A 21,488-nucleotide genomic window follows, 5' to 3' on the forward strand; every position below is an offset into this window, starting at 1 on the left:
CTCCGGCCTACATAATTACGTGGTGTTGTAGGCCGGATAAGCGAAGCGCCATCCGGCATTACACTCCTACAGGACCCACATTAATGGCATATACCACCTTTTCACAGACGAAAAACGATCAGCTCAAAGAGCCAATGTTCTTTGGCCAGTCGGTCAACGTGGCACGCTACGATCAGCAAAAATATGACATCTTCGAAAAGCTGATCGAAAAGCAACTCTCCTTCTTCTGGCGTCCGGAAGAAGTCGATGTCTCACGCGATCGCATCGATTTTCAGGCGCTGCCTGACCATGAAAAACACATCTTCCTCAGCAACCTGAAATACCAGACGCTGCTGGACTCCATTCAGGGTCGTAGCCCGAACGTGGCGCTGCTGCCGCTGATCTCGATTCCTGAGCTGGAAACCTGGGTCGAAACCTGGGCGTTTTCTGAGACGATCCACTCGCGCTCTTACACTCACATCATCCGTAACATCGTCAACGATCCGGCGGTGGTGTTTGACGATATCGTCACCAACGAGCAGATCCAGAAACGCGCTGAGGGCATCGCCCATTACTACGATGAGCTGATCGAAATGACCAGCTACTGGCACCTGCTCGGCGAAGGGACGCACAACGTGAACGGTAAAACCGTCACCGTGAATCTGCGCGCGCTGAAAAAACAGCTGTATCTGTGCCTGATGAGCGTCAACGCGCTGGAAGCGATCCGTTTCTACGTCAGCTTCGCCTGCTCATTTGCCTTTGCCGAGCGCAAGCTGATGGAAGGTAACGCCAAAATTATCCGTCTAATCGCTCGCGACGAAGCCCTGCACCTGACCGGCACTCAGCACATGCTGAACCTACTGCGCAGCGGCATCGACGATCCGGAAATGGCAGAGATTGCTGAAGAGAGCAAACAGGAGTGCTATGACCTGTTCGTGCTGGCGGCTCAACAGGAAAAAGAGTGGGCAGATTACCTGTTCCGCGACGGTTCGATGATCGGTCTGAATAAAGACATTCTGTGTCAGTACGTGGAATACATCACCAACATCCGCATGCAGGCGGTGGGCCTGGATCTGCCGTTCAAAACGCGTTCCAACCCAATTCCGTGGATCAACACCTGGCTGGTGTCCGATAACGTCCAGGTTGCGCCGCAGGAAGTGGAAGTGAGTTCGTACCTGGTCGGTCAGATTGATTCCGAAGTGAACACTGACGACCTGAGCGATTTCCAGCTCTGATGAGTCGCGTCACGCTAAGCCTTTCCGGCACAGAAGTTCTGTGCCGCGAAGAGCACCCTTCTCTGTTGGTCGCGCTCGAATCGCACCAGGTTGAGGTCGAATACCAGTGCCGCGCCGGTTACTGTGGCTCCTGCCGCTGTCGTTTAGTGGCAGGCCAGGTCGACTGGCTCACGGAGCCGCTGGCGTTTATCAGCGAAGGGGAAATTTTGCCCTGCTGTTGCCGGGCAAAAGGCGATATCGAAATCGAGATGTAATGCCTGAAAGACACGCCCGGCGGCGCTTCGCTTGCACGGGCCTACGGGTTTTGTAGGCCGGGTAAGCGCAGCGCCACCCGGCAATACATGCGTCTGATTATCCGCGTTTCTGCATCATCTCGGCATGATGACGCTTCTCACCAATCATCACCACAATCAACAACAGCACCGCCATAATGCTGCCGCCAATCATCACCATAAAGCCACCGTCCCAGCCGAAGAAATCGACCGTATAACCAACAATGGCGCTGGCCGCAACCGATCCACCGAGATAACCAAAGAGCCCGGTAAAGCCCGCAGCGGTTCCTGCGGCTTTCTTCGGTGCCAGTTCAAGGGCGTGCAGGCCAATCAGCATTACCGGACCGTAAATCAGGAAGCCGATGACGATCATACAGGCCATATCTACGCCCGGATTGCCCGGCGGGTTGAGCCAGTAAACGATGGTCGCAATGGTCACCAGCGTCATAAAGAACACGCCCGTTGCACCGCGATTACCCCGGAACACTTTGTCCGACATCCAGCCACACAGCAGCGTGCCCGGAATCCCGGCGTATTCGTACAGGAAATAAGCCCAGGATGACTTATCCAGCGCGAAGTGTTTCACCTCTTTCAGGTAGGTCGGAGACCAGTCGAGAATGCCGTAGCGCAGCAGATAGACAAACACGTTCGCCACCGCGATGTACCACAGCAGCTTGTTCGGCAACACGTATTTCATGAAGATCTGCTTTGCCGTCAGCTCTTCTTCATGCTCTTTGCTGTAATCATCCGGGTAGTCGTTTTTATACTCTTCAATCGGCGGAAGGCCACAGGACTGCGGCGTATCGCGCATTAGCGCAAAGGCAATCATCGCGACGACAATCGCGCCAAACGCCGGCATGTACAGCGCGGCTTTCCAGTCGTTAAACCACGCCATCCCCAGCAGGAACAGCAGCGGAGGGATACCGCCGCCGACGTTATGCGCACAGTTCCATACCGACACAATCCCGCCACGTTCTTTCTGTGACCACCAGTGAACCATGGTACGCCCACACGGCGGCCACCCCATCCCCTGGAACCAGCCGCAGAGGAACAGCAGAACAAACATCACCGCGATGCTCGATGTCGCCCACGGCACAAAGCCCATAAACAACATCACCGCAGCGGCGAGAATCAAACCCGCGGGTAAGAAGACGCGCGGATTCGAACGATCCGAAACGGACCCCATAATGAATTTGGAAAATCCATAGGCGATAGAAATACCGGACAGGGCAAATCCTAAATCACCGCGCGAAAATCCCTGTTCCACCAGGTAAGGCATCGCCAGCGCGAAGTTTTTACGCACCAGATAGTAGGCGGCATAGCCGAAGAAAATCCCGAGGAAAATTTGCCAGCGCAGGCGGCGATAGAGCGGGTCAACTTCTGCGTCAGGCAGACGCGCCCGATGCGGGGCAGGTTTGAAGATACTGAGCATAATAGCCTCCGTGGCCATATTTTGAATTGCCGGGGCGTATCACAGCACCCCAGCTCCAGAGAGGCGGCGATGTTAAATAATCACAACGATTGTTACTGTGAATCAACGCACGAATTGTTACAGAAATATGACATAGTGCGCAAAAAGGCGCACGGAATCACGTTTCAATTTCGTTTTATGCTCGAATGTGTTCGAAATCAAACAAACCACATTTTTGATGTGGCTAAATGGTAAAAAAACGAACATGAGGGAAGACAATGACAATCCGCGATCCCCGTTATAGCGATGTGATTATCATTGGTGGCGGCGCAACGGGTGCCGGAATGGCGCGGGACTGCGCCCTGCGAGGATTAAGCGTTACGTTGCTGGAACGCCACGATATTGCCACTGGCGCCACCGGACGCAATCATGGCCTGCTTCACAGCGGCGCGCGCTATGCCGTCACCGATAACGAATCGGCGCGCGAGTGCATTGCTGAAAACCAGATCCTCAAACGCATCGCCCGCCACTGCATCGAGCCGACCAGCGGCCTGTTTATCACCCTCCCCGAAGACGATCTCGCCTTTCAGAAAACCTTTATTACCGCCTGCACCGAAGCGGGTATTACCGCCGAAGCGATCGCCCCTGAACTTGCGCGGCGTATCGAACCTGCCGTGAACCCTGCCCTGCTCGGCGCGGTCCGCGTTCCCGATGGCACCGTTGACCCCTTCCGTCTGACGGCCGCTAATATGCTCGATGCCCGCGAGCACGGCGCGACTATTCTAACCGCGCATGAAGTGACGGGGCTGATCCGCGAAGGCGACAGAGTGCGGGGCGTACGCGTCTATGACCACCTCTACGGCGAACACAGCGAGTTGTACGCCAGTGTGGTAGTGAACGCCGCGGGGATCTGGGGACAGCGTATTGCCGAATATGCCGAGCTGTCCATTCGCATGTTCCCGGCCAAAGGCTCGCTGCTGATCCTCGATCACCGCATCAACAATCACGTCATCAACCGCTGCCGTAAGCCGTCCGACGCCGACATTCTGGTACCCGGCGATACCATTTCCCTGATTGGGACCACCTCGACGCACATTGATTACAAGGATATCGACAGCAACCGTGTCACCGCGGAAGAGGTGGACATCCTGCTGCGCGAAGGGGAAAAACTGGCGCCGATCATGGCGCAAACCCGCATTCTGCGGGCTTATTCCGGTGTGCGTCCGCTGGTCGCCAGCGATGACGATCCAAGCGGGCGTAACGTCAGCCGTGGCATTGTCTTGCTGGATCACGCCGCCCGCGACGGGCTGGAAGGGTTCATTACCATTACCGGCGGCAAGCTGATGACCTACCGTTTAATGGCCCAATGGGCGACGGACGCCGTGTGCCGCAAGCTTGGCAATACGCAGCCCTGCACCACCGCCGAACGCCCGCTGCCTGGCTCACAGGAGCCGACCGAAAAAACGCTGCAAAAAATCATCTCACTGCCCGCCCCACTGCGCGGCTCAGCCATTTATCGACACGGCGATCGCACGCCCGTCTGGCTTGGAGAGGGCCGTCTGAGCCGCAGCCTGGTGTGTGAGTGCGAGGCAGTGACGGCGGGCGAAGTGCAGTACGCGGTGGAAAATCTGACGGTCAACAATCTGCTCGATCTGCGCCGTCGCACCCGTGTAGGCATGGGGACCTGTCAGGGCGAACTGTGCGCCTGCCGCGCGGCGGGTCTGTTGCAACGGTTTAATGTCACCACGTCAGCGCAATCTCTGACGCAGCTCAGCGAGTTCCTCAATGAGCGCTGGAAAGGGGTGCAGCCTATCGCCTGGGGCGACGCGCTGCGCGAAAGCGAATTTACCCGCTGGGTCTATCAGGGGCTGTGCGGGCTGGAAAAGGAGCAGCACGATGAAGTTTGATACGGTGATTATCGGCGGCGGTCTGGCCGGACTGCTGTGTGGCCTGAAACTGACGCAAAATGGTCAGCGCTGCGCCATCATCACGCGCGGTCAAAGTGCGCTGCATTTTTCCTCCGGGTCACTGGACTTACTCGGCGCAATGGCCGACGGGTCCCCCGTGCAGAATCCACTCACCGCGCTGCAAAATCCACAGGCACTGCCGCCTGAACATCCTTATCGTCGGGTGGGTATCGACAAAATTTCCCGCCTGGCACTGGAAACCGAGGCGCTGCTCGCCCATTGCGGCACGCGCTTAAAGGGTCACGCCGGGAATAATCATCAGCGCGTCACACCGCTGGGCACATTGCGCAGTGCATGGCTCAGCCCGGAAGAGGTGCCTGTCGCACCCGCGCAAACTCAGCGCGTTCGTGTGGTTGGCATCAGCGGATTTCTCGATTTTCAGGCTCACCTCGCCGCTGCTTCTCTGCGACATCAGGGAATCGAGGCGGACACCGTAGAAATCGAGCTGCCGGAGCTGGATGTCCTGCGCGAAAACGCCAGCGAGTTTCGCGCGGTGAATATCGCCCGCTTGCTGGATAACGACGTTCACTGGACGATGCTGTTTGATGCCTTAAAACCGCTGGCTGCGGATGTCGATGCGCTGTATCTGCCCGCCTGCTTTGGACTGACGGATAACCGTTTGTGGCGCTGGCTCTCCGACCGACTGCCCTGCCCGCTGCATCTGTTGCCCACGCTTCCGCCGTCGGTGCCCGGAATCCGTCTGCATAATCAGCTCCAGCGCCAGTTTGTCGCGCAGGGCGGCGTGTGGATGGCAGGGGATGAAGTTAAAAAAGTGTCTCTGGAGGAGGGAAAAGCCCGCGCCGTCTGGACGCGAAATCACGACGATATTCCGCTTCGCGCACGTTTCGTGGTGCTGGCGAGCGGCAGTTTCTTCAGCAACGGTTTGCTCAGCACCCGTGATGGTATTCGTGAGGCGGTGATGGGCCTCGACGTGCGCCAGAGCGCCTCCCGCGCCGACTGGTATCAGAGTGACTTCTTCACCCCGCAGCCGTGGCAACAGTTCGGCGTGATCACCGACGATCATTTACGCCCGCAGCTTTCCGGGGTAGCGGTAGATAATCTTTATGCCATTGGCTCAGTACTCGGCGGTTTTGATCCGATAGCCCAGGGCTGCGGCGGCGGCGTCTGCGCCATCACCGCACTGGCGGTTGCCGAACAGATTTGCCAGCGTGCGGGAGAACACCCATGAACGACACCCGATTTGAAAGCTGCATTAAGTGCACCGTTTGCACCACAGTCTGCCCGGTCAGCAGCGTGAATCCTCGCTATCCTGGCCCGAAACAGGCCGGGCCAGACGGGGAGCGCCTGCGCCTGAAAGATGGCGCGCTGTACGACGAAGCGCTCAAATACTGCATCAACTGCAAGCGCTGCGAAGTTGCCTGTCCGTCTGACGTGAAAATCGGCGACATTATTCAGCGCGCGCGGGCGCAATACAGCACACAAAAGCCGACCCTGCGCGACGCCATTTTGAGCCACACGGATCTGATGGGCAGCGTCTCAACGCCGTTCGCTCCGCTGGTCAACGCCGCCACGGCGTTAAAACCCGTGCGCAAATTGCTCGACGTAGCGCTTAAAATTGACCATCATCGCAGCCTGCCAAAATACTCCCACGGCACCTTCCGCCGCTGGTATCAATCTGTCGCCGCTGAACAGGCGCAATACACCGACCAGGCCGCGTTTTTCCACGGTTGTTACGTCAACTATAACCACCCGCAGTTGGGCAAAGATCTGGTCACGGTGCTGAATGCGATGGGAACCGGCGTGCAACTTCTGAATAAAGAGAAGTGCTGCGGGGTGCCGCTGATTGCCAACGGCTTTACCGACAAAGCACGTAAACAGGCGCAGCATAACGTGACCTCCCTGCGCGAAGCGATTGTCGACAAAGGCATTCCGGTGCTCGCCACCTCATCCACCTGCACTTTTACCCTTCGCGATGAGTATCCGCACCTGCTGGATGTCGATAACAGCGGCCTGCGCGAGCACATCGAGCTGGCAACGCGCTTTATCTGGCGCAAGCTCGATAATGGCCAGACGTTGCCGCTCAAACCCTTGCCGCTAAAAGTGGTGTATCACACGCCCTGTCATATGGAGAAAATGGGCTGGGCGATCTATACGCTGGAGCTGCTGCGCCTCATTCCGGGGCTGGAACTTACGGTGCTGGATTCGCGCTGCTGCGGGATTGCGGGAACGTACGGCTTTAAGAGCGAAAACTACCCGACCTCGCAGGCCATCGGCGCACCGCTGTTCCGGCAAATTGAAGAAAGCGGCGCCGACCTGGTGGTGACCGACTGCGAAACCTGTAAATGGCAGATTGAGATGTCCACCAGCAAGCGCTGCGAACATCCGATTTCGCTGCTGGCGAAGGCATTGCGGTAGCAATTTGTTAAACACCTGAGGTTTTCCCGTTCACCTTATGTTCAGCAGAACATAATCACTCTCTAACCTGTGAACGTGATAAGGGGGCTGCGCGGCCCCCTTATCAATCCCCGCGCCCCTCCATGAAATCGGTGCTTCGCACTGCGCTCACCTCCCGGCCTGCTGCCTGCGGTCGGCTCGACGTCCCTGTCGCGTTTCGCCTCTGGCCGCCATCCCTGGCGTCCAGCCCTTGTCATCCGGCCTCCGGTTCGCCGATTTCTGCGGGGACCCAACACCGGTGCCACATTCAAACAGTTGTGAAGGCTGAGGGATCGTGAGTCCGGCAGAAAATCGCCGAAGCGTTTCCGTAAGGCCGGGGCGACGCGCAGGGATGCGCGGAGAGGGTGCGACCTGCATGGATGCAGGATCGCGCCCGACCCGAAAGTCTGAAGGAATAAGCTGAGGGCACCGCGAAGCGGCGATTTTCATTGCCGGGAGCCGGGATTGTTAAGGGGGCGGCGATAGCCCCCTTAACACGTTCACCGCAGAGAAACAGACAAAAAGCAGCGAACTAAGAGTGAACGGAACGATTCCACTCATTTCCCAAAGCGCATCAAACAGCACGGCCCCACATAGTTCTACTCAATAAACAGAGTATCCACCACATCAATCCAGCCGTGATCGCTCGCAACATCTTTGCCATTCAACCAGCGGCGCAGCATATTCAACGCCATCATCGCGCACACTTCCTGACGCACCGGCAGGCTGTAGCGCGTCGCGCTCATTTTCACCCGCAGGGCATGAGTTCCCTGCGGCGTGGCGAGGGCAAAGTTGAGATGCTCGTCTTCAAGCCCACTGACCGACAGCGCCAGCCCGGCGAAATGATTCACCCGACGATCGGCTGCCCAGTGAGCGGTTTGTGCCAACGTCTCTTCCTGCGAGGGCACCACTTCGCTCGCCAGCAGCGACGCGTTTTCTCGCGAGAGTTGCAGCGCCAGTAAACCGCCAGTGAATTGCTCGCTTAAGGTCAGGCTTAGCTGACGCTCCTGCAAATGACGGGCAATTTGCGCCGGTAATCCTTCGGTGCCTTCGAAGATCAAGTTTTCACCCGCCACGCGCTGCACTTCCGGCCATGCCGCCAGCATGGCTGCCTTTTCGCTGGCCGGGCCGGTGAGTTTTAACTCAATGATTGGCATCGAAGAGCGATAACCCATAGACACGCTTTCCGGCAGCGCAAGATGGTCGAGGCTTTGCGCCAGATCGCTTTCCGAGCGGCCAAAAGTGGTCAGACGCAGGCAGATCGGCGGCTCAGGCAGCGTGAAACGCTCGCGCAGGCGCGGCATGATTTCCTGCTCGACCATCACTTTAAATTCAGAGGGAACGCCAGGCGTGAAGAACATCAGGCAGCGGTTCAGCTTAATGGCAAACCCGCAGGCCGTGCCGACCGGGTTATTGATAAATTCGGCGCTGACGGGGATTTCCGCCTGTTTGCGGTTGCTGGGAGCCATCACCCGACCACGATCGTTGAAGAAACGCTCCATTTCTGCCAGCCACGGCTCATGCAGCACCAGCCCCTCACCTTTTGCCGTCGCGGCAGCCAGTGCGCTGAGATCGTCGCTGGTCGGCCCAAGCCCACCGTTGACGATCAGCACATCCGCATGTTCGCTGCGCTCGCGCAGAACGTTAACCAGCGATTCAAGACTGTCGCCAACGGTATTGCGGCGCGTTAACGGTAATCCCTGCTCAAAGAAAAAATTGGCCAGCCAGGCCGCATTGGTATCAGTAATTTGTCCATGCAGCACTTCGTCGCCAGTGGACAACATTTCCACGCTTATCATCGTGTTCTCCCACTTATTTAGTGGAAACACTATAGCGCAAACGGATGTGGGGGGAAGAGAGAAACAGGCGCAGCAGAACGCCGCGCCCTAAAATCAGAAACCTGCGCTCACGCCAACGTACGGGCCATCGGCCAGCGCGTTGTCGCGGTTGCCGTCTTTACCGGCGAGGTTCAGGTAACGATAACCTGCTTCGATGGTGATTGGACGCATGATGGTCCAGCGCGCACCGGCGTTGGCTTCTTCGTAGCTGTCAATACCGCTGGAGAGTGAATCCGGAGAGTAGTAGTACTCACCAAACAGACCGAAGCTGTCGCCGATTTTCCACTGTAAACCGCCGCCCACTGCCGCCGCGTAGCCTTCGTCGCCATCGTTCGGATTGGTATAAATACCTTTCCCGCCAACGGTCGCCAGGAAGGGTCCCAGCGGAATATTCAGGCCCAGGCCGAGGCTTGCCGCATCGCCGTCGTCATCGTTGTGCGTCCAGCCGCCGGTCATCGCCAGGCCGGAGGTTTCCGTGCCCATGCCAAAACCGAGGTGGGTGTAATCCTGACCCGCCTGGCCGCTCACTGAAATCGCGTTTGCCGCCGCAGATACAACCATCAGGCCTAAGCCCAGTAATGCCACTTTTTTCATTGTCGTGATCCCGCACTTATTAAATATAGATGTCCCAAAACCGCGCGATTTTAACCCGAGTGTGCGTGGGATCAATGCGCTATCAGTGCGTATGACGTTTAGATTGTAACGATTTGAAACTTTCTGGCTTTTTTGCAAGCAGTGTTAAGGTCAGTTAACAGACTACCCTTTCAGAAAAGCATTAACCCACTGCTGCAACGCCCGACGGGAGATTTTGATCCCACCGCTTTTCAGCTCGGCGGGTAACACCAGCCAGTGTCGCGGCTGCTGAAATCGCGCCAGTTTGTCGCTCACCCACTCGGGGAACGTCGAGATGTCTGCATTTTCTGCACACTCGATCACCGCCACCGGGCGCTGACCGAATTCAATGTCATCCAGCGGAACAACAAACACCTGATGAATCAAAGGATGTGCGACGATTACGCGCTCCAGCTCTTCCGGTTGGATGCCCTCGCCACCGCTGAAAAACAGATTATCCATCCGTCCAACAATCGTCAGACGGCCATCGTGCAATTCCCCACGATCGCGGGTAGCGAACCAGCCCTGCTCGTTGGCAAGCGGCGCTAATCCCCCGTTGCGCCAGTAACCACTGGCCATGCTTTTCGCTTTCAGCCAGACTTCTCCATCAACAATCCTGACTTCGCGTCCTGGTAGCGCATACCCGACATCAGGTTGGCCGTCGGCTTCTTTCGCACAGACAGTCGACGCAAATTCCGTCAACCCGTATCCGCACCAGGTTTTGATGCCCTGCTCTTGCGCGTTGAGCGTTAACTCCACCGGAATGGCGGCACCGCCCAGCAGTACGGCTTTGAGGGCGACAGGCTCGTGATTATTCAGTAAGCGCCAGAGCTGCGTCGGCACCAGAGACGCATGCGTGCAGCCCTGTAGCATCTGCTCCAGCGGCTGTTTTTCACATACGGTTAAACGGGCACCGGCCCGCAGCCAGCGCCACAAAATCCCCTGACCGGAGACGTGAAATAGCGGGAGCGAGAGCAACCAGTCGTCGTCTTCGGCGTACGGCATCAGGGAAAGCACGCCCTGTGCGCTGGCAAGATGCGCCTCACAGGTGTGTACCGCCGCTTTTGGCAGGCCAGTGGAGCCAGAGGTTAACGTCATGGACGCCAGCCGCTCAGGCTGCCATTGGGCTGCGTATTGGCCTGCGGATTCTTGCATTGAGAGTGACGATAATCCGTCGAACCCGCCGTCCAGCGCCAGCGCAAAGCGCAGAGTCATCTGCGGAAGTAACACATCCAGCAGCGGACGCGGAAGCTGCGGGTTGACGGGTAAAATCCGCGCGCCGCATTGCAGCAGCGCCAGCCAGGCGAGCAGCGTGCCGGGATGGTTTTGCGCCATCAGCATCACGCCGTCACCGTCCTGCACACCCTGCTGGTGGAAGCCGCTGGCCAGCGCATCGACGCGCTGACACAGCTGATGCCAGGTCAGGACTTCACTGTTCAGGCGCAACGCCGGTTTGTCGGCGTTTTGCCCGCGCCAGTGTCGCCACGGCCAGTCGGTAAAACTCATAGCAGCGGCTCCAGCACCTCAACGTCCACCAGCGGGAGCGCATTGTCCGGCCAGCGACGCACCAGCTGAGCCTGCATCAAATTGAGCGTGTCCAGCCCCGGAATGGTGTTCGGAGTCAGCCACGCGGCAATCCGCGCCAGCTGGGTCAGGCCAAGGCTCGACTCGATGGAGGAGCTGATCACCGCGGTCAAACCCAGCGCGTGGGCCGCCGCGACCTGCTCGCGCACCTTCGCCAGACTGCCCGTGAGCGTCGGTTTGATCACCACCGCGCTAACACCCGGCTCGGCGATAAACTCGAAATCCGCCTCGCGCAGGCTTTCATCCCAGGCAATGGCAATCCCCGTCTCCTGCGCAAAGGTGCGCGAGTCGTCGCGGGTTTTGCACGGTTCTTCTATAAACGCGATGCGGTCGCGGTAAACCGGATTAACATACTTCGCGAACTGCTGCGCTTTGAGCGGCGTCCAGGCGCGGTTGGCGTCCAGTCGCAGACGCAAATCGGGAATCGCTTCGAGCAGCAGGTTGACGACCATGCCGTCGCGCACTGCTTCGTACAGGCCCACTTTGACCTTAGCGACTTTCTCGCCGGGCATGGCGGCAAGTGCGGCAAACAGCTCGTCCGGATCGCCGGAACAGAGCGGCGCGGCGCGATAATCTGCCGCCTCCGGCAACGTGCCGTTAAGCTCCGCCAGCGCACAACTGATGCCGAACGCGGCAGACGGCACATCCGGCAGCGCCGGAGAAGCGCCGTCGCGCCAGGCGTTAACCCAGGTCAGCAGCGCCGCCTCGGCATCGTCCAGCGTTTCCAGGCTAAAGCCCGGCAGCGGCGAAACTTCGCCCCAGCCCTGCTTTTCGCCCTGCTGCAAATGGACGAACAGACCGTCACGGGTTTTTAACCGCCGTTCACGCAGCACCACGCCCGCGTCCATCGGTATCTGCCAGCGGTAAACCTGCGCGCGACGCATTACGGGTTCCGTTTGTATTTGCTGAAGTCTGGCTGGCGTTTTTCGTTAAACGCGTTGCGGCCTTCCTGCCCTTCTTCGGTCATGTAGAACAGCATGGTGGCGTTACCCGCCAGCTCCTGCAGACCGGCCTGACCGTCGCAGTCGGCGTTCAGTGCGGCTTTCAGGCAGCGCAGCGCCATCGGGCTGTTTTGCAGCATTTCGCGACACCAGCGGACGGTCTCTTTTTCCAGATCGGCAATGGGCACCACGGTGTTGACGAGGCCCATATCCAGCGCCTCTTTGGCGTCGTACTGACGGCACAGGAACCAGATTTCACGCGCTTTTTTCTGGCCAACAATACGCGCCATATAGGAGGCGCCCCAGCCGCCGTCGAAGGAGCCGACTTTCGGGCCGGTCTGGCCGAAAATAGCGTTTTCAGCGGCAATCGTAAGGTCACACATCATGTGCAGCACGTGGCCGCCACCGATGGAGTAGCCCGCGACCATTGCGACAACAGGTTTTGGACAGGTGCGGATCTGGCGCTGGAAATCGAGCACGTTCAGGTGATGCACGCCGGAGTCGTCCTGGTATCCGCCGTAGTCGCCGCGCACTTTCTGATCGCCGCCCGCGCAGAAGGCTTTATCGCCTTCGCCGGTCAGAACGATCGCGCCGATGTTATCGTCGTAGCGCGCGTCGGCCATTGCCTGCATCATCTCTTTGACGGTCAGAGGACGAAACGCGTTACGCACCTGCGGACGGTTAATGGTGATTTTGGCAATGCCGTCGGCAGATTTGTGGTAACGAATATCCGTGTAGCCTTCGGAGCAGTCTTGCCATTCAACGGGTGCATACAGCATTTGTTCATCAGGGTAGATCATGGGATGTCCTTTATTCGAAGACGCAGTATCTGCGCCAGACACGCGGCGACCGCAGCGGGATTGTCCCGGTGGGCGTTGTGTCCGGCATTGGGAATCACGTGGCGTTCGGCGTGAAGTTCAGCCGCGAGGGCTGCAAACTTCTCGTCGCGCTCGCCATACACATAGTGAAAAGGAATTTTGCTGGCGCTGAGCGCCACACGTAAATCAGGCTGTACCGCCAGAGAGGTGGCTTCCAGCATGGCCGCCAGGGTCGCGCCGTTGTTTTGGCTACGCAGGGCAACCAGTTCGTCGCACTGCGCGTCGGTCAGAGAGGCAAAGACCGGCTGCTGATACCAGTCCTGGAAGACTGACGCCAGGGGTTCATCGCGAAAACGCATCGCCCAGCGGGTGTCGGAATCGGCTCGCGCCTCTCGCTCTGTGGCGTCGCGCAGGCCAGGATGTCCGCCCTCGACGATCAGCCCCGCCGATCCTTCCGGCTGCTGGCAGGCATGAAACATCGCCACGCGGCCGCCGAGGGAGTACCCCACCAGCCAGTAGTTAAGTATGTTGTAACTAATCAGAGTTTTGCTCAGCAGCTGACTTACGTTTTTGAATCCTGTCACCGCGATATCCTGTGAACCGCCGTGGCCAGGGAGATCGAGATACAGCTGCGGATAGTCCGGCAGTTTCTTGCCTATATTTTGCCATTCACGGTTATCGCCGGAAAAACCGTGCAGGAACACCAGCCAGGGGAAACCTGGCTTTCCAGCGCGTGTTTCACCGGCGAGGATCATAGGTGGCTCACCTGGGCGAGAAGATTTTGCAGCTTCTGCGCGCCGTCAGAATCGTTCACCACCAGCTCAATCAGCGTGGCACCGGGCTGTTTCCAGGCGCGGTTCATGGCTTCATCCAGATCGGCCCAACTTTCCGGGCGGCGGTATTTGAGGCTAAACATTGCGGCGGCGTGCTCAAAATTCACGTTTTGCGGCATGAGGTAGAAACGCTCGCGCTCGCTTTGCGGCGTCGGCAGCAGGGAGAAAATCTGCCCGCCGTTATTGTTGACCACAATCAGCACGAACGGCGCGGAGACCTGGCGCAGCAGCGCCAGCGCGTTAAGGTCATACAGGGCCGATAAATCTCCGACAATCGCCAGTGTCGATTTCGCGCTCGCGCGCTGTACGCCTGCCGCCGTAGAGATCAATCCGTCGATACCGCTGGCGCCCCGGTTACTGTAGACCGGATATCCGGCAGGTAACTTAGACAGGGCATCAATCAGACGCACCACCAGGCTATTACCGACAAACAGTTGGCCCTGCTCTGGCAGGTACTGGCGGATACGGTGCGCCAGTTCGGCCTCGCCAAACCCTTCGCACTGCTGAGCGGTTAGCTCCCAGGCCTGGCGCGACAGCATCGGGATATCCGTCGCCCAAGGCTGGCGTTTTTCCGCCGGATGAGCGTCCAGCCAGTCGTCGATATTGCTGACCAGACGACGCCCGCGATGGTGCGCCGGATCGAGCCGACCTTCCAGCGGATCGACCAGCCAGTATTCTTCCGGCTCGCAGGTGGTTTGCCATTGCAGCACACGCTTACCGGTGAGGCTCGATCCCAGTTGAACAACAATCTGCGCCTGCGCCAGTTCTGTCACTGCTTTGGCGTTACTCAGCCAAAGGTCGGCGCACGGCAGCGGCTGCCCGGTTTGCGAGAGCGCGTCGCCAATCAGCGGCCAGCCCAGGGTTTGCGCCCACTCCGCCACCTGTTTACCTTCAGCGGCAGTCATCCGCCCGGCGAGTACCACGCCGCGCTTTTGCCGCCAGAAGAACCAGTCACGCTGTTTTGCGCTTTCGAGATGGGTTTGTGCGCGCAGCCAGGGTTTGTCGCTGCGCCACCAGTTGCCGAGGGTTTGCTGCCACTCCACACCGGTGTTGTCCATTTCGCCATACAACGGTTCAGCGAACGGGCAGTTGATGTGCAGCGCCCCGCTGTGCAGCGATCCCAGCGCGTTATCAATCGTTGAGACCAGCCAGCTGGCGGGGATGTCCTGGGTCGGGCGCGGTAACGCGATGGACTGAGACGGATGAGAGGCAAAAATGCCCGGCTGACGAATCGCCTGGTTGGCGCCGCAGTCGATCAGCTCAGGCGGACGGTCGGCGGTAAGCAGAATAAGCTTTTCGCCCGTCAACCCGGCTTCAATCAGCGCCGGATAGAGATTCGCGACCGCCGTACCGGACGTCACAATGACTGCCACGGGCGCCTGGCTGACTTTTGCCAGCCCCAGCGCCAGATGGCCAAGACCGCGCTCATCAAAATGGGTGTGATGAATAAACGCACGGTTTTCTGCCGCTGCCAGCGTCAGCGGCGTAGAACGTGAGCCCGGCGCAATACACACATGCCTGACGCCATGGCGAGTCAGGGCTTCAAGGATCACCGTCGCCCAGCGTCGGTTAAAAGAACTTACTGACATGAAATTGTCCGGTATCAATATTGAGACACAGTATAAATAATAGAGAGTGATTGAATTTTGATATGAATCGGGAATGCGCGACTCAGTCTTAATCATTAAGGAGCAGTGTCCTCAGCCCTGCGGCTTTGTTCTCTATCTCCTGCCACTCCTCCTCGGGCACGGAACCACTGACGATCCCCGCACCGGCGTAGAGTCTCACTGCACAATCAGTGATGCGCGCGCTGCGAAGCGCAACGCAAAACTCGCTTTGTGCGGGGGAAAGATATCCGGCAGAACCGGCGTACCATTCCCGGTCGAAGGGTTCAAACGCCTGAATAAAATCGCGCGCAGGCAGACGCGGCAAACCTGCGACGGCGGCCGTCGGCTGTAACAGCTGCAAACACTGTTCGTCGTTGGCGTCGTGTAATTCAGTCCAGATACAGCGACGCAGGTGTTGTACCTTTCTCAGGCGAACAATTTGCGCCGGAAGCACTTCCAGCGCCTGTGTGTGGTGTTGTAACCGCTGGCAGATATCTTCCACCACCAGCATGTTTTCACGCTGGTTTTTGTCGTCCGCCAGCAGCCAGTCGCCAAGACGCTGAGCCTGACCGTCATCAGGATGGCTGGCCACGGTACCGGCCAGCGCTTCAGTGCGCAAATGCTTGCCACGCCTGCGCCATAAGCGCTCCGGCGATGAGCCCATAAACGCGCTGTGGGCGTCGAATACCATGCAGAAATGGTAGCAGTTGAGATTCAAACGGCGGCTGGCGGCTATCAGCGCGATGGCATTCACGCCGCGGTCGAAGTGCAGATCGGTCGCCCGCGCGAGTACTACTTTTTCAAACGCACCGCTGGCGATGGTATCGGTGGCCTGTGAAACCAGACGTAGCCATTCCGTCTTCGCTGGCTGATGGGTTTCGCGCACCTTATGCAGCGAAAGGGATGCAATAGGTTTGAGATTGCAGAGCTGCTGCACGAAATCACGGGCCTGTTGCGCATCATCCTGTAGCGAATGGTCGCTTGCCAGGTTCAGGCGCAACGTCGCCACCCCACCGAGGCGCAGCCATAGCAGGCGCGGCAGAAAAAGATGGCTTTGTTCCGAGGTAAACGCGTTCAGCCCGCAAATACGGGTATCGTCGGGAAGCGAAGGGTTCTGCAAGAACTGGCGAGCGAGAGAAAGTGAGGAGAAGTGCTGCACCGCGCCGAGGGCGGCAAGTTCTTCTTCACCGTTACGCTGCTGCCAGTAAAACTGGGGATAACACGCCTGAGCGCCCAGCCAGGCCAGCGGGTCGAAGGCATCGTTTAACGGGAAAGCAATGTCGATATGGCGTACGCCGGGGGTTGCCGGAAAGTCTTGCGCCAGAAAGCTGCAAAGACGTTCCATCGCGACTGAAATCGAATGCACGCTGACCTCTCCCTGTTAAAACCTCACATTATACGGGGTACTTAGCCTAAAAAGCAGTACCCACGTTTAGGGAGGGGTCACCGTTTGTGCGCAGAATCAGCGGCGAGCGAGCAGAAGCCCTAACACCAAGCCTGCCGCAGCCCCAACACCAATACCCTGCCACGGTTTTTCGTGTACATAATCATCGGCGCGATAGACTGCTTTTTTAGCCCGGTAATAGTAATTATCGGACGCATTGCTGACGCGGTTTTTCACCTCTTCCAGCGCCTGCTCCGCACGTGCTTTTAACTCAATGTACTTTTGGTCAGCCGGATCGCCTGAAGAACGCAGCACTTCTTCCAGCGTTTCGCTAAGCAGCGCCAGGTCGTCGTCGATACGGGAATCCCAGGATTGAAATGACATATTTTTCTCCATGTGAGTGCTTCAGTCCGCTAACTATAGACAACGACCGCGCATTACGCCTGTTTCGCTTCCCGCGCCATCCCGATGTGCGGAATGCCATCTTCGTCATACACTTCCGTGACGGGAGCGAAGCCAAAGTGAGCGTAGAACGGTTGCAGATGTGCCTGTGCGCCCAGATATAACGCCTTGTCTGGCCACTGATTTTCACAAGAAGCTAGCGTGTGCTCCATCAATGCATAGCCGAGTTTTTCGCCGCGCGCTTTGCCGCTGATAATCACCCGGCCAATGACGACAGGGTCATAATCGTCTTCGCTTTTCAGAATCCTCGCATACGCTACCAGCTCGTCATCTTTCCAGCCGAGGATATGGCGGTTCTCACCCACCAGGTCATCACCGTCGATGTCCTGATACGGGCAGGTTTGTTCCACGACGAACACTTCGCAGCGTAATTTGAGTAATGCGTACAGGGCAGAAACGGTCAGTTCACTATGATGTAAATCTTGCCACTGGATCATGTCAGTCTCCTTCTTGGGTTTCATCCCGTTATACTAAACACTTCTCGAGAGTCATAGAGTTTGATGATGTTATGGAACTGATTTTTCTCGGTACGTCCGCGGGCGTGCCAACCCGCTCACGAAATGTGACGGCGATTCTGCTCGATTTGCAGCACCCCACGCACGCCGGTTTATGGCTTTTCGACTGTGGTGAAGGGACGCAGCATCAGCTGTTACGCACCACCTATCACCCTGGCAAACTGGATAAGATTTTTATTACCCACCTGCACGGCGACCATCTGTTTGGTTTGCCGGGGCTGCTGTGCAGCCGTTCGATGGCCGGAAATGCAAATCCTTTGACGATTTACGGCCCAGCAGGAATTAAAGAGTTTGTTGAAACCACCCTGCGCCTCAGCGGGTCGTGGACCGATTATCCGCTGGAAGTCATTGAAATCACCGAAGGCGTGGTTTTTGCAGACCAGCGTTATACGGTCACTGCACAATCGCTGAATCATCCGGTGGAGTGTTACGGCTATTGCGTTGATGAGCACGATAAACCTGGCGCACTCGATGCCGCAGCGCTTATCAGGGACGGCATCAAGCCGGGTCCGCTGTTCCAGCAGTTGAAAAACGGTGAAACCGTGACGTTGGATGACGGGCGTGTCGTCAACGGACCGGACTATCTTGCGGCCCCTGTTGCTGGCAAAAAAGTGGCGATTTTTGGCGATACGGCCCCTTGTCCGCAGGCGCTAATTCTGGCTCACGGCGTCGATGTTCTGGTCCACGAGGCGACGCTTGAGGCGGCAATGGAAGAGAAAGCCAACAGCCGGGGACATAGCTCAACGCGACAGGCCGCCGCACTCGCGCAGGAAGCCGGCGTGAAGAAACTGATCGTCACCCACTTAAGCTCACGCTACGACGCGCAGGGCTGTGCCGCGCTACTGACTGAATGCCGGGATGTGTTCGCAGAGTGCGAGTTGGCCCACGATTTCTTGCAGGTTTGCGTTTAGCCCTTCACTTTTCCCTCGGCGTGCCGATAACGATTAAAAGGCAAGCATCTCACTTGAGGGTAAAATGGATAATTTCCAGAAAGATATTGATGACAGGGCGAATCTGACCCTGTCGAACCGGTTTGAGCTGTTGTTGTTCCGTCTCGGCACCTCGATGAATGAGAACAAGTCTGAGCTGTTTGGCATTAACGTCTTTAAGCTGCGCGAAATTGTTCCGATGCCGGAATTCACCAAACCCGCAGGCATGAAATCGCCACTCATGGGGATGGTGAATATCCGCGATCAGGTGATTCCGGTTATCGATCTGTCAGCAGTCGCGGGCTGTACACCCAAAACGGGTCTGAATATTTTGCTGATTACCGAATATGCCCGCAGCGTGCAGGCGTTTGCCGTGGAGTCAGTGGACAATATCATGCGACTGGACTGGAAGCAGGTGCATGCAGCCGAAACCGCCGTCAGCGGGCGGTATATCACCAGCATCGCCAGCCTGGATGAAGGCGCCGATTCTAACAATCTGGCGATGGTCCTCGACGTCGAGCAGATTTTGTATGACATCACCCCGGCCAACCACGATTTGCACGCCACCAATCTGAAAACCAACAAATTCAACATCAAGCCTGGCGCGGTGGCGATTGTGGCTGAAGATTCAAAAGTCGCCCGTTCAATGCTGGAAAAAGGGCTGGAGGCGATGAATATTCCGGCCCAGCTGCATATCACCGGCAAAGAAGCGTGGGAAAAAATCGGCGTTCTGGCTGCACAGGCACAGGCTGAAGGCGTGCCGATTACCGATAAAATCGCACTGGTATTGACCGACCTTGAAATGCCGGAGATGGACGGATTTACGCTGACGCGCAAAATCAAATCAGACGAAATCCTCAAGCACATTCCGGTTGTCATTCACTCCTCCCTTTCCGGGAACGCCAACGAAGATCATATCCGCAAGGTGAAGGCCGACGGTTATGTGGCGAAGTTTGAGCTTAACGAGCTGTCATCGGTGATTGAGGAAGTGCTGGATCGTTCGATGAAGAAGATTGATGGGCCGTTGATCAGTCGTAAACAGTTAGCGTGATTTGTGCCTGATTGCCGGGTGGCGGCTTCGCCTTACCCGGCCTACAAAAGCGATAGGAACATAGGCCGGGTAAGCGAAGCGACACCCGGCAATAACCGTGGTGTGCGGCCTGTTGCCCTCACCCTGGCCCTCTTCTACGGAAGTGGGAGAAAACAAAAAACCCGCCGAAGCGGGTTTTTTTACGTCTGTCACTCTTACATCAGCGGCATCGCGTGCTGTACCAGGGTAATCAGCGGCTGCGGATAGATACCGAAGATCAGCACCAGCAGCGCGGAGATCAGCACCACAATACCGCCAGCGCTGTACTGCCAGTTGGTTGGCGCATCGCGGTTCAACTGCTGCGGCGCGTTCAGATACAGGCTCACAGCAACACGCAGATAGTAGTACAGACCGATTGCGGAACCGATAACCACCGCAGCGGTCAGCCACCACAGACCCGCCTGCACACCGACAGCCAGCACGTAGAACTTACCGATAAAGCCAAGCGTCATCGGGATACCCGCCAGAGACAGCATCATCACGGTCATCACCGCAGACAGAATCGGACGGTGCCAGAACAGACCACGGTAAGAGTACAGTGAATCTGCATCCGGACCACGGTACGGGCTGGACATCAGACTCACCACGCCGAACGCGCCGAGACTGCTGAACAGATAACCTGCCAGGTAAACGCCGACGGCTTCCATCGACATTGAGCCACTCTGTAGCGCAATCAGTGCCACCAGCAGATAGCCCAGATGAGAGATAGACGAGTAACCCAGCAGACGCTTGATATTGGTCTGGCTCAGCGCCATCAGGTTACCGAAGATGATCGAGGCGAAGGCAATAATGCCCAGCACTACGCGTACCGCTTCGCTGTCGCCGACTGGCGCGTACAGGAACAGACGCATCACCACGCCGAAGATAGCGATTTTGCTCGCCGTCGCCAGGAAAGTGGAAACAGGAGCCGGAGCGCCCTGATACACGTCTGGCGTCCACAGGTGGAACGGAACCAGAGAAAGTTTAAAGCCGAGGCCAACAATCATCAGGCCCAGACCCGCCAGCAGCAGCGGTTCATGCAGCATGGTGTCGCCAAGGCTCTTACCGAGCGCCACGAAAGAGAGGTTACCGGACTGTGCATACAGCAGCGCCATACCAAACAGCAGGAAGGACGATGCCGCAGCAGACAGAATCATGTATTTGATAGCGGCTTCCAGAGAACGCTTCTGGCGGAATGCATAACCAATCAGGCCGAACAGCGGGAGAGAGATCAGCTCAATACCGAGGAACAGGGCCGCCAGATGGTTGGCATTCGCCAGCAGGATCCCGCCGAGAGCGGCAATCAGAACCAGCAGGTAAAACTCTTCTTTGTTGTCGTTGTAGCCTTCGAGCCACGGGTACGCAAAGGTACAAGTCGCCAGACTCGCCAGCAGAACCAGCCCGGTATAAAGCATCGCAAAGCCGTCAACGCGCATCAGCGGGGTGACATCCATTGCGCCCGCCTGGCCAACAAACCAGAGGGAAACTAACGCAGCGTTCAGTCCCAGAACCGACAGCGTCGCATTCAGGAAATGATTGCGTCGCCACGCAATGGAGAGCATCACAACCACCACCGTCAATCCGACGATCAGCAGCGGTAGCAGCGCAATCAGTTGTTGTGGAGTTATTGTCATGGCG

At 57.6% G+C, this 21,488-nt stretch carries 19 protein-coding genes; 7 read left to right on the forward strand and 12 right to left on the reverse strand.

What is annotated here, in order from left to right:
- Positions 1–83: 83 nt before the first annotated feature.
- Positions 84–1,214: a class Ia ribonucleoside-diphosphate reductase subunit beta gene (gene nrdB / locus JBO43_RS05100; protein WP_095282724.1), complete on the forward strand. Its 1,131-nt coding sequence runs from the start codon at positions 84–86 to the stop codon at positions 1,212–1,214.
- A complete protein-coding gene (gene yfaE, locus JBO43_RS05105; RefSeq protein WP_095282725.1) occupies positions 1,214–1,468 on the forward strand; it encodes a class I ribonucleotide reductase maintenance protein YfaE in 255 nt (84 codons plus the stop codon). The genes nrdB and yfaE overlap by 1 nt, the downstream gene beginning before the upstream one ends.
- 97 nt (positions 1,469–1,565) lie before the next feature.
- On the opposite strand, the gene glpT is transcribed toward yfaE, so the two are convergent.
- Positions 1,566–2,918 carry a glycerol-3-phosphate transporter gene (gene glpT, locus JBO43_RS05110; protein ID WP_103947211.1) on the reverse strand — a complete coding sequence of 451 codons (1,353 nt, stop codon included), beginning with the start codon at positions 2,916–2,918 and terminating at the stop codon, positions 1,566–1,568.
- 257 nt (positions 2,919–3,175) lie between these two features.
- On the opposite strand from glpT, the gene glpA reads away from it, so the two are divergent.
- Genes glpA through glpC form a run of 3 tightly spaced genes read left to right on the forward strand, consistent with a single transcriptional unit; the run spans position 3,176 to position 7,240 of the window.
- Positions 3,176–4,804 carry an anaerobic glycerol-3-phosphate dehydrogenase subunit A gene (glpA, locus tag JBO43_RS05115; RefSeq protein ID WP_095282727.1) on the forward strand — a complete coding sequence of 543 codons (1,629 nt, stop codon included), beginning with the start codon at positions 3,176–3,178 and terminating at the stop codon, positions 4,802–4,804.
- The gene (gene glpB / locus JBO43_RS05120; protein WP_095282728.1) at positions 4,794–6,053 is read left to right on the forward strand and encodes a glycerol-3-phosphate dehydrogenase subunit GlpB; all 1,260 of its coding nucleotides are present in this window, start codon (positions 4,794–4,796) and stop codon (positions 6,051–6,053) included. The genes glpA and glpB overlap by 11 nt, the downstream gene beginning before the upstream one ends.
- The gene (glpC, locus tag JBO43_RS05125) at positions 6,050–7,240 is read left to right on the forward strand and encodes an anaerobic glycerol-3-phosphate dehydrogenase subunit GlpC (protein ID WP_202673837.1); all 1,191 of its coding nucleotides are present in this window, start codon (positions 6,050–6,052) and stop codon (positions 7,238–7,240) included. The genes glpB and glpC overlap by 4 nt, the downstream gene beginning before the upstream one ends.
- Before the next feature lie 617 nt (positions 7,241–7,857).
- Here the strand turns inward: glpC and JBO43_RS05130 are convergent.
- From JBO43_RS05130 to JBO43_RS05175, 10 genes are all read right to left on the reverse strand, one after another.
- Entirely contained in the window at positions 7,858–9,057 is a 1,200-nt protein-coding gene (locus JBO43_RS05130; protein ID WP_202673838.1) for a nicotinamide mononucleotide deamidase-related protein YfaY, read from the reverse strand.
- Between the two features lie 93 nt (positions 9,058–9,150).
- Complete coding sequence (locus tag JBO43_RS05135) at positions 9,151–9,690, reverse strand: YfaZ family outer membrane protein (protein ID WP_202673839.1); 540 nt, start codon at positions 9,688–9,690, stop codon at positions 9,151–9,153.
- A 162-nt stretch (positions 9,691–9,852) separates the two neighbouring features.
- On the reverse strand, positions 9,853–11,214 hold the full coding sequence (gene menE, locus JBO43_RS05140) for an o-succinylbenzoate--CoA ligase (protein ID WP_202673840.1): 1,362 nt from the start codon (positions 11,212–11,214) through the stop codon (positions 9,853–9,855).
- On the reverse strand, positions 11,211–12,176 hold the full coding sequence (gene menC / locus JBO43_RS05145; protein WP_202673841.1) for an o-succinylbenzoate synthase: 966 nt from the start codon (positions 12,174–12,176) through the stop codon (positions 11,211–11,213). Before menC ends, menE begins: the two co-directional genes overlap by 4 nt.
- Positions 12,176–13,033, reverse strand: coding sequence for a 1,4-dihydroxy-2-naphthoyl-CoA synthase (gene menB / locus JBO43_RS05150; protein ID WP_095282734.1), 858 nt, complete (start codon positions 13,031–13,033; stop codon positions 12,176–12,178). The genes menC and menB overlap by 1 nt, the downstream gene beginning before the upstream one ends.
- Positions 13,030–13,806: a 2-succinyl-6-hydroxy-2,4-cyclohexadiene-1-carboxylate synthase gene (menH, locus tag JBO43_RS05155; RefSeq protein WP_202673842.1), complete on the reverse strand. Its 777-nt coding sequence runs from the start codon at positions 13,804–13,806 to the stop codon at positions 13,030–13,032. Before menH ends, menB begins: the two co-directional genes overlap by 4 nt.
- Positions 13,803–15,473: a 2-succinyl-5-enolpyruvyl-6-hydroxy-3-cyclohexene-1-carboxylic-acid synthase gene (gene menD, locus JBO43_RS05160; protein ID WP_103947219.1), complete on the reverse strand. Its 1,671-nt coding sequence runs from the start codon at positions 15,471–15,473 to the stop codon at positions 13,803–13,805. Before menD ends, menH begins: the two co-directional genes overlap by 4 nt.
- Positions 15,474–15,561: 88 nt before the next feature.
- The gene (menF, locus tag JBO43_RS05165) at positions 15,562–16,857 is read right to left on the reverse strand and encodes an isochorismate synthase MenF (RefSeq protein ID WP_202673843.1); all 1,296 of its coding nucleotides are present in this window, start codon (positions 16,855–16,857) and stop codon (positions 15,562–15,564) included.
- A gap of 96 nt (positions 16,858–16,953) precedes the next feature.
- Positions 16,954–17,259 carry a stress response protein ElaB gene (elaB, locus tag JBO43_RS05170; protein ID WP_095284335.1) on the reverse strand — a complete coding sequence of 102 codons (306 nt, stop codon included), beginning with the start codon at positions 17,257–17,259 and terminating at the stop codon, positions 16,954–16,956.
- 53 nt (positions 17,260–17,312) lie between these two features.
- Positions 17,313–17,774 (reverse strand): GNAT family N-acetyltransferase, encoded by a 462-nt coding sequence (locus JBO43_RS05175; RefSeq protein ID WP_103950089.1) that lies wholly within the window; start codon positions 17,772–17,774, stop codon positions 17,313–17,315.
- A gap of 71 nt (positions 17,775–17,845) precedes the next feature.
- Between JBO43_RS05175 and rnz the strand changes: the two genes are divergently transcribed.
- Complete coding sequence (gene rnz / locus JBO43_RS05180) at positions 17,846–18,763, forward strand: ribonuclease Z (protein WP_202673844.1); 918 nt, start codon at positions 17,846–17,848, stop codon at positions 18,761–18,763.
- A gap of 64 nt (positions 18,764–18,827) precedes the next feature.
- Complete coding sequence (locus JBO43_RS05185) at positions 18,828–19,832, forward strand: chemotaxis protein (RefSeq protein WP_095282740.1); 1,005 nt, start codon at positions 18,828–18,830, stop codon at positions 19,830–19,832.
- Between the two features lie 194 nt (positions 19,833–20,026).
- Here JBO43_RS05185 and nuoN read toward each other — a convergent pair whose 3' ends face one another.
- Complete coding sequence (nuoN, locus tag JBO43_RS05190) at positions 20,027–21,484, reverse strand: NADH-quinone oxidoreductase subunit NuoN (RefSeq protein ID WP_095282741.1); 1,458 nt, start codon at positions 21,482–21,484, stop codon at positions 20,027–20,029.
- Positions 21,485–21,488: the final 4 nt, after the last annotated feature.

The organism is Lelliottia jeotgali (assembly GCF_016771845.1).
GTDB lineage: Bacteria > Pseudomonadota > Gammaproteobacteria > Enterobacterales > Enterobacteriaceae > Enterobacter > Enterobacter jeotgali.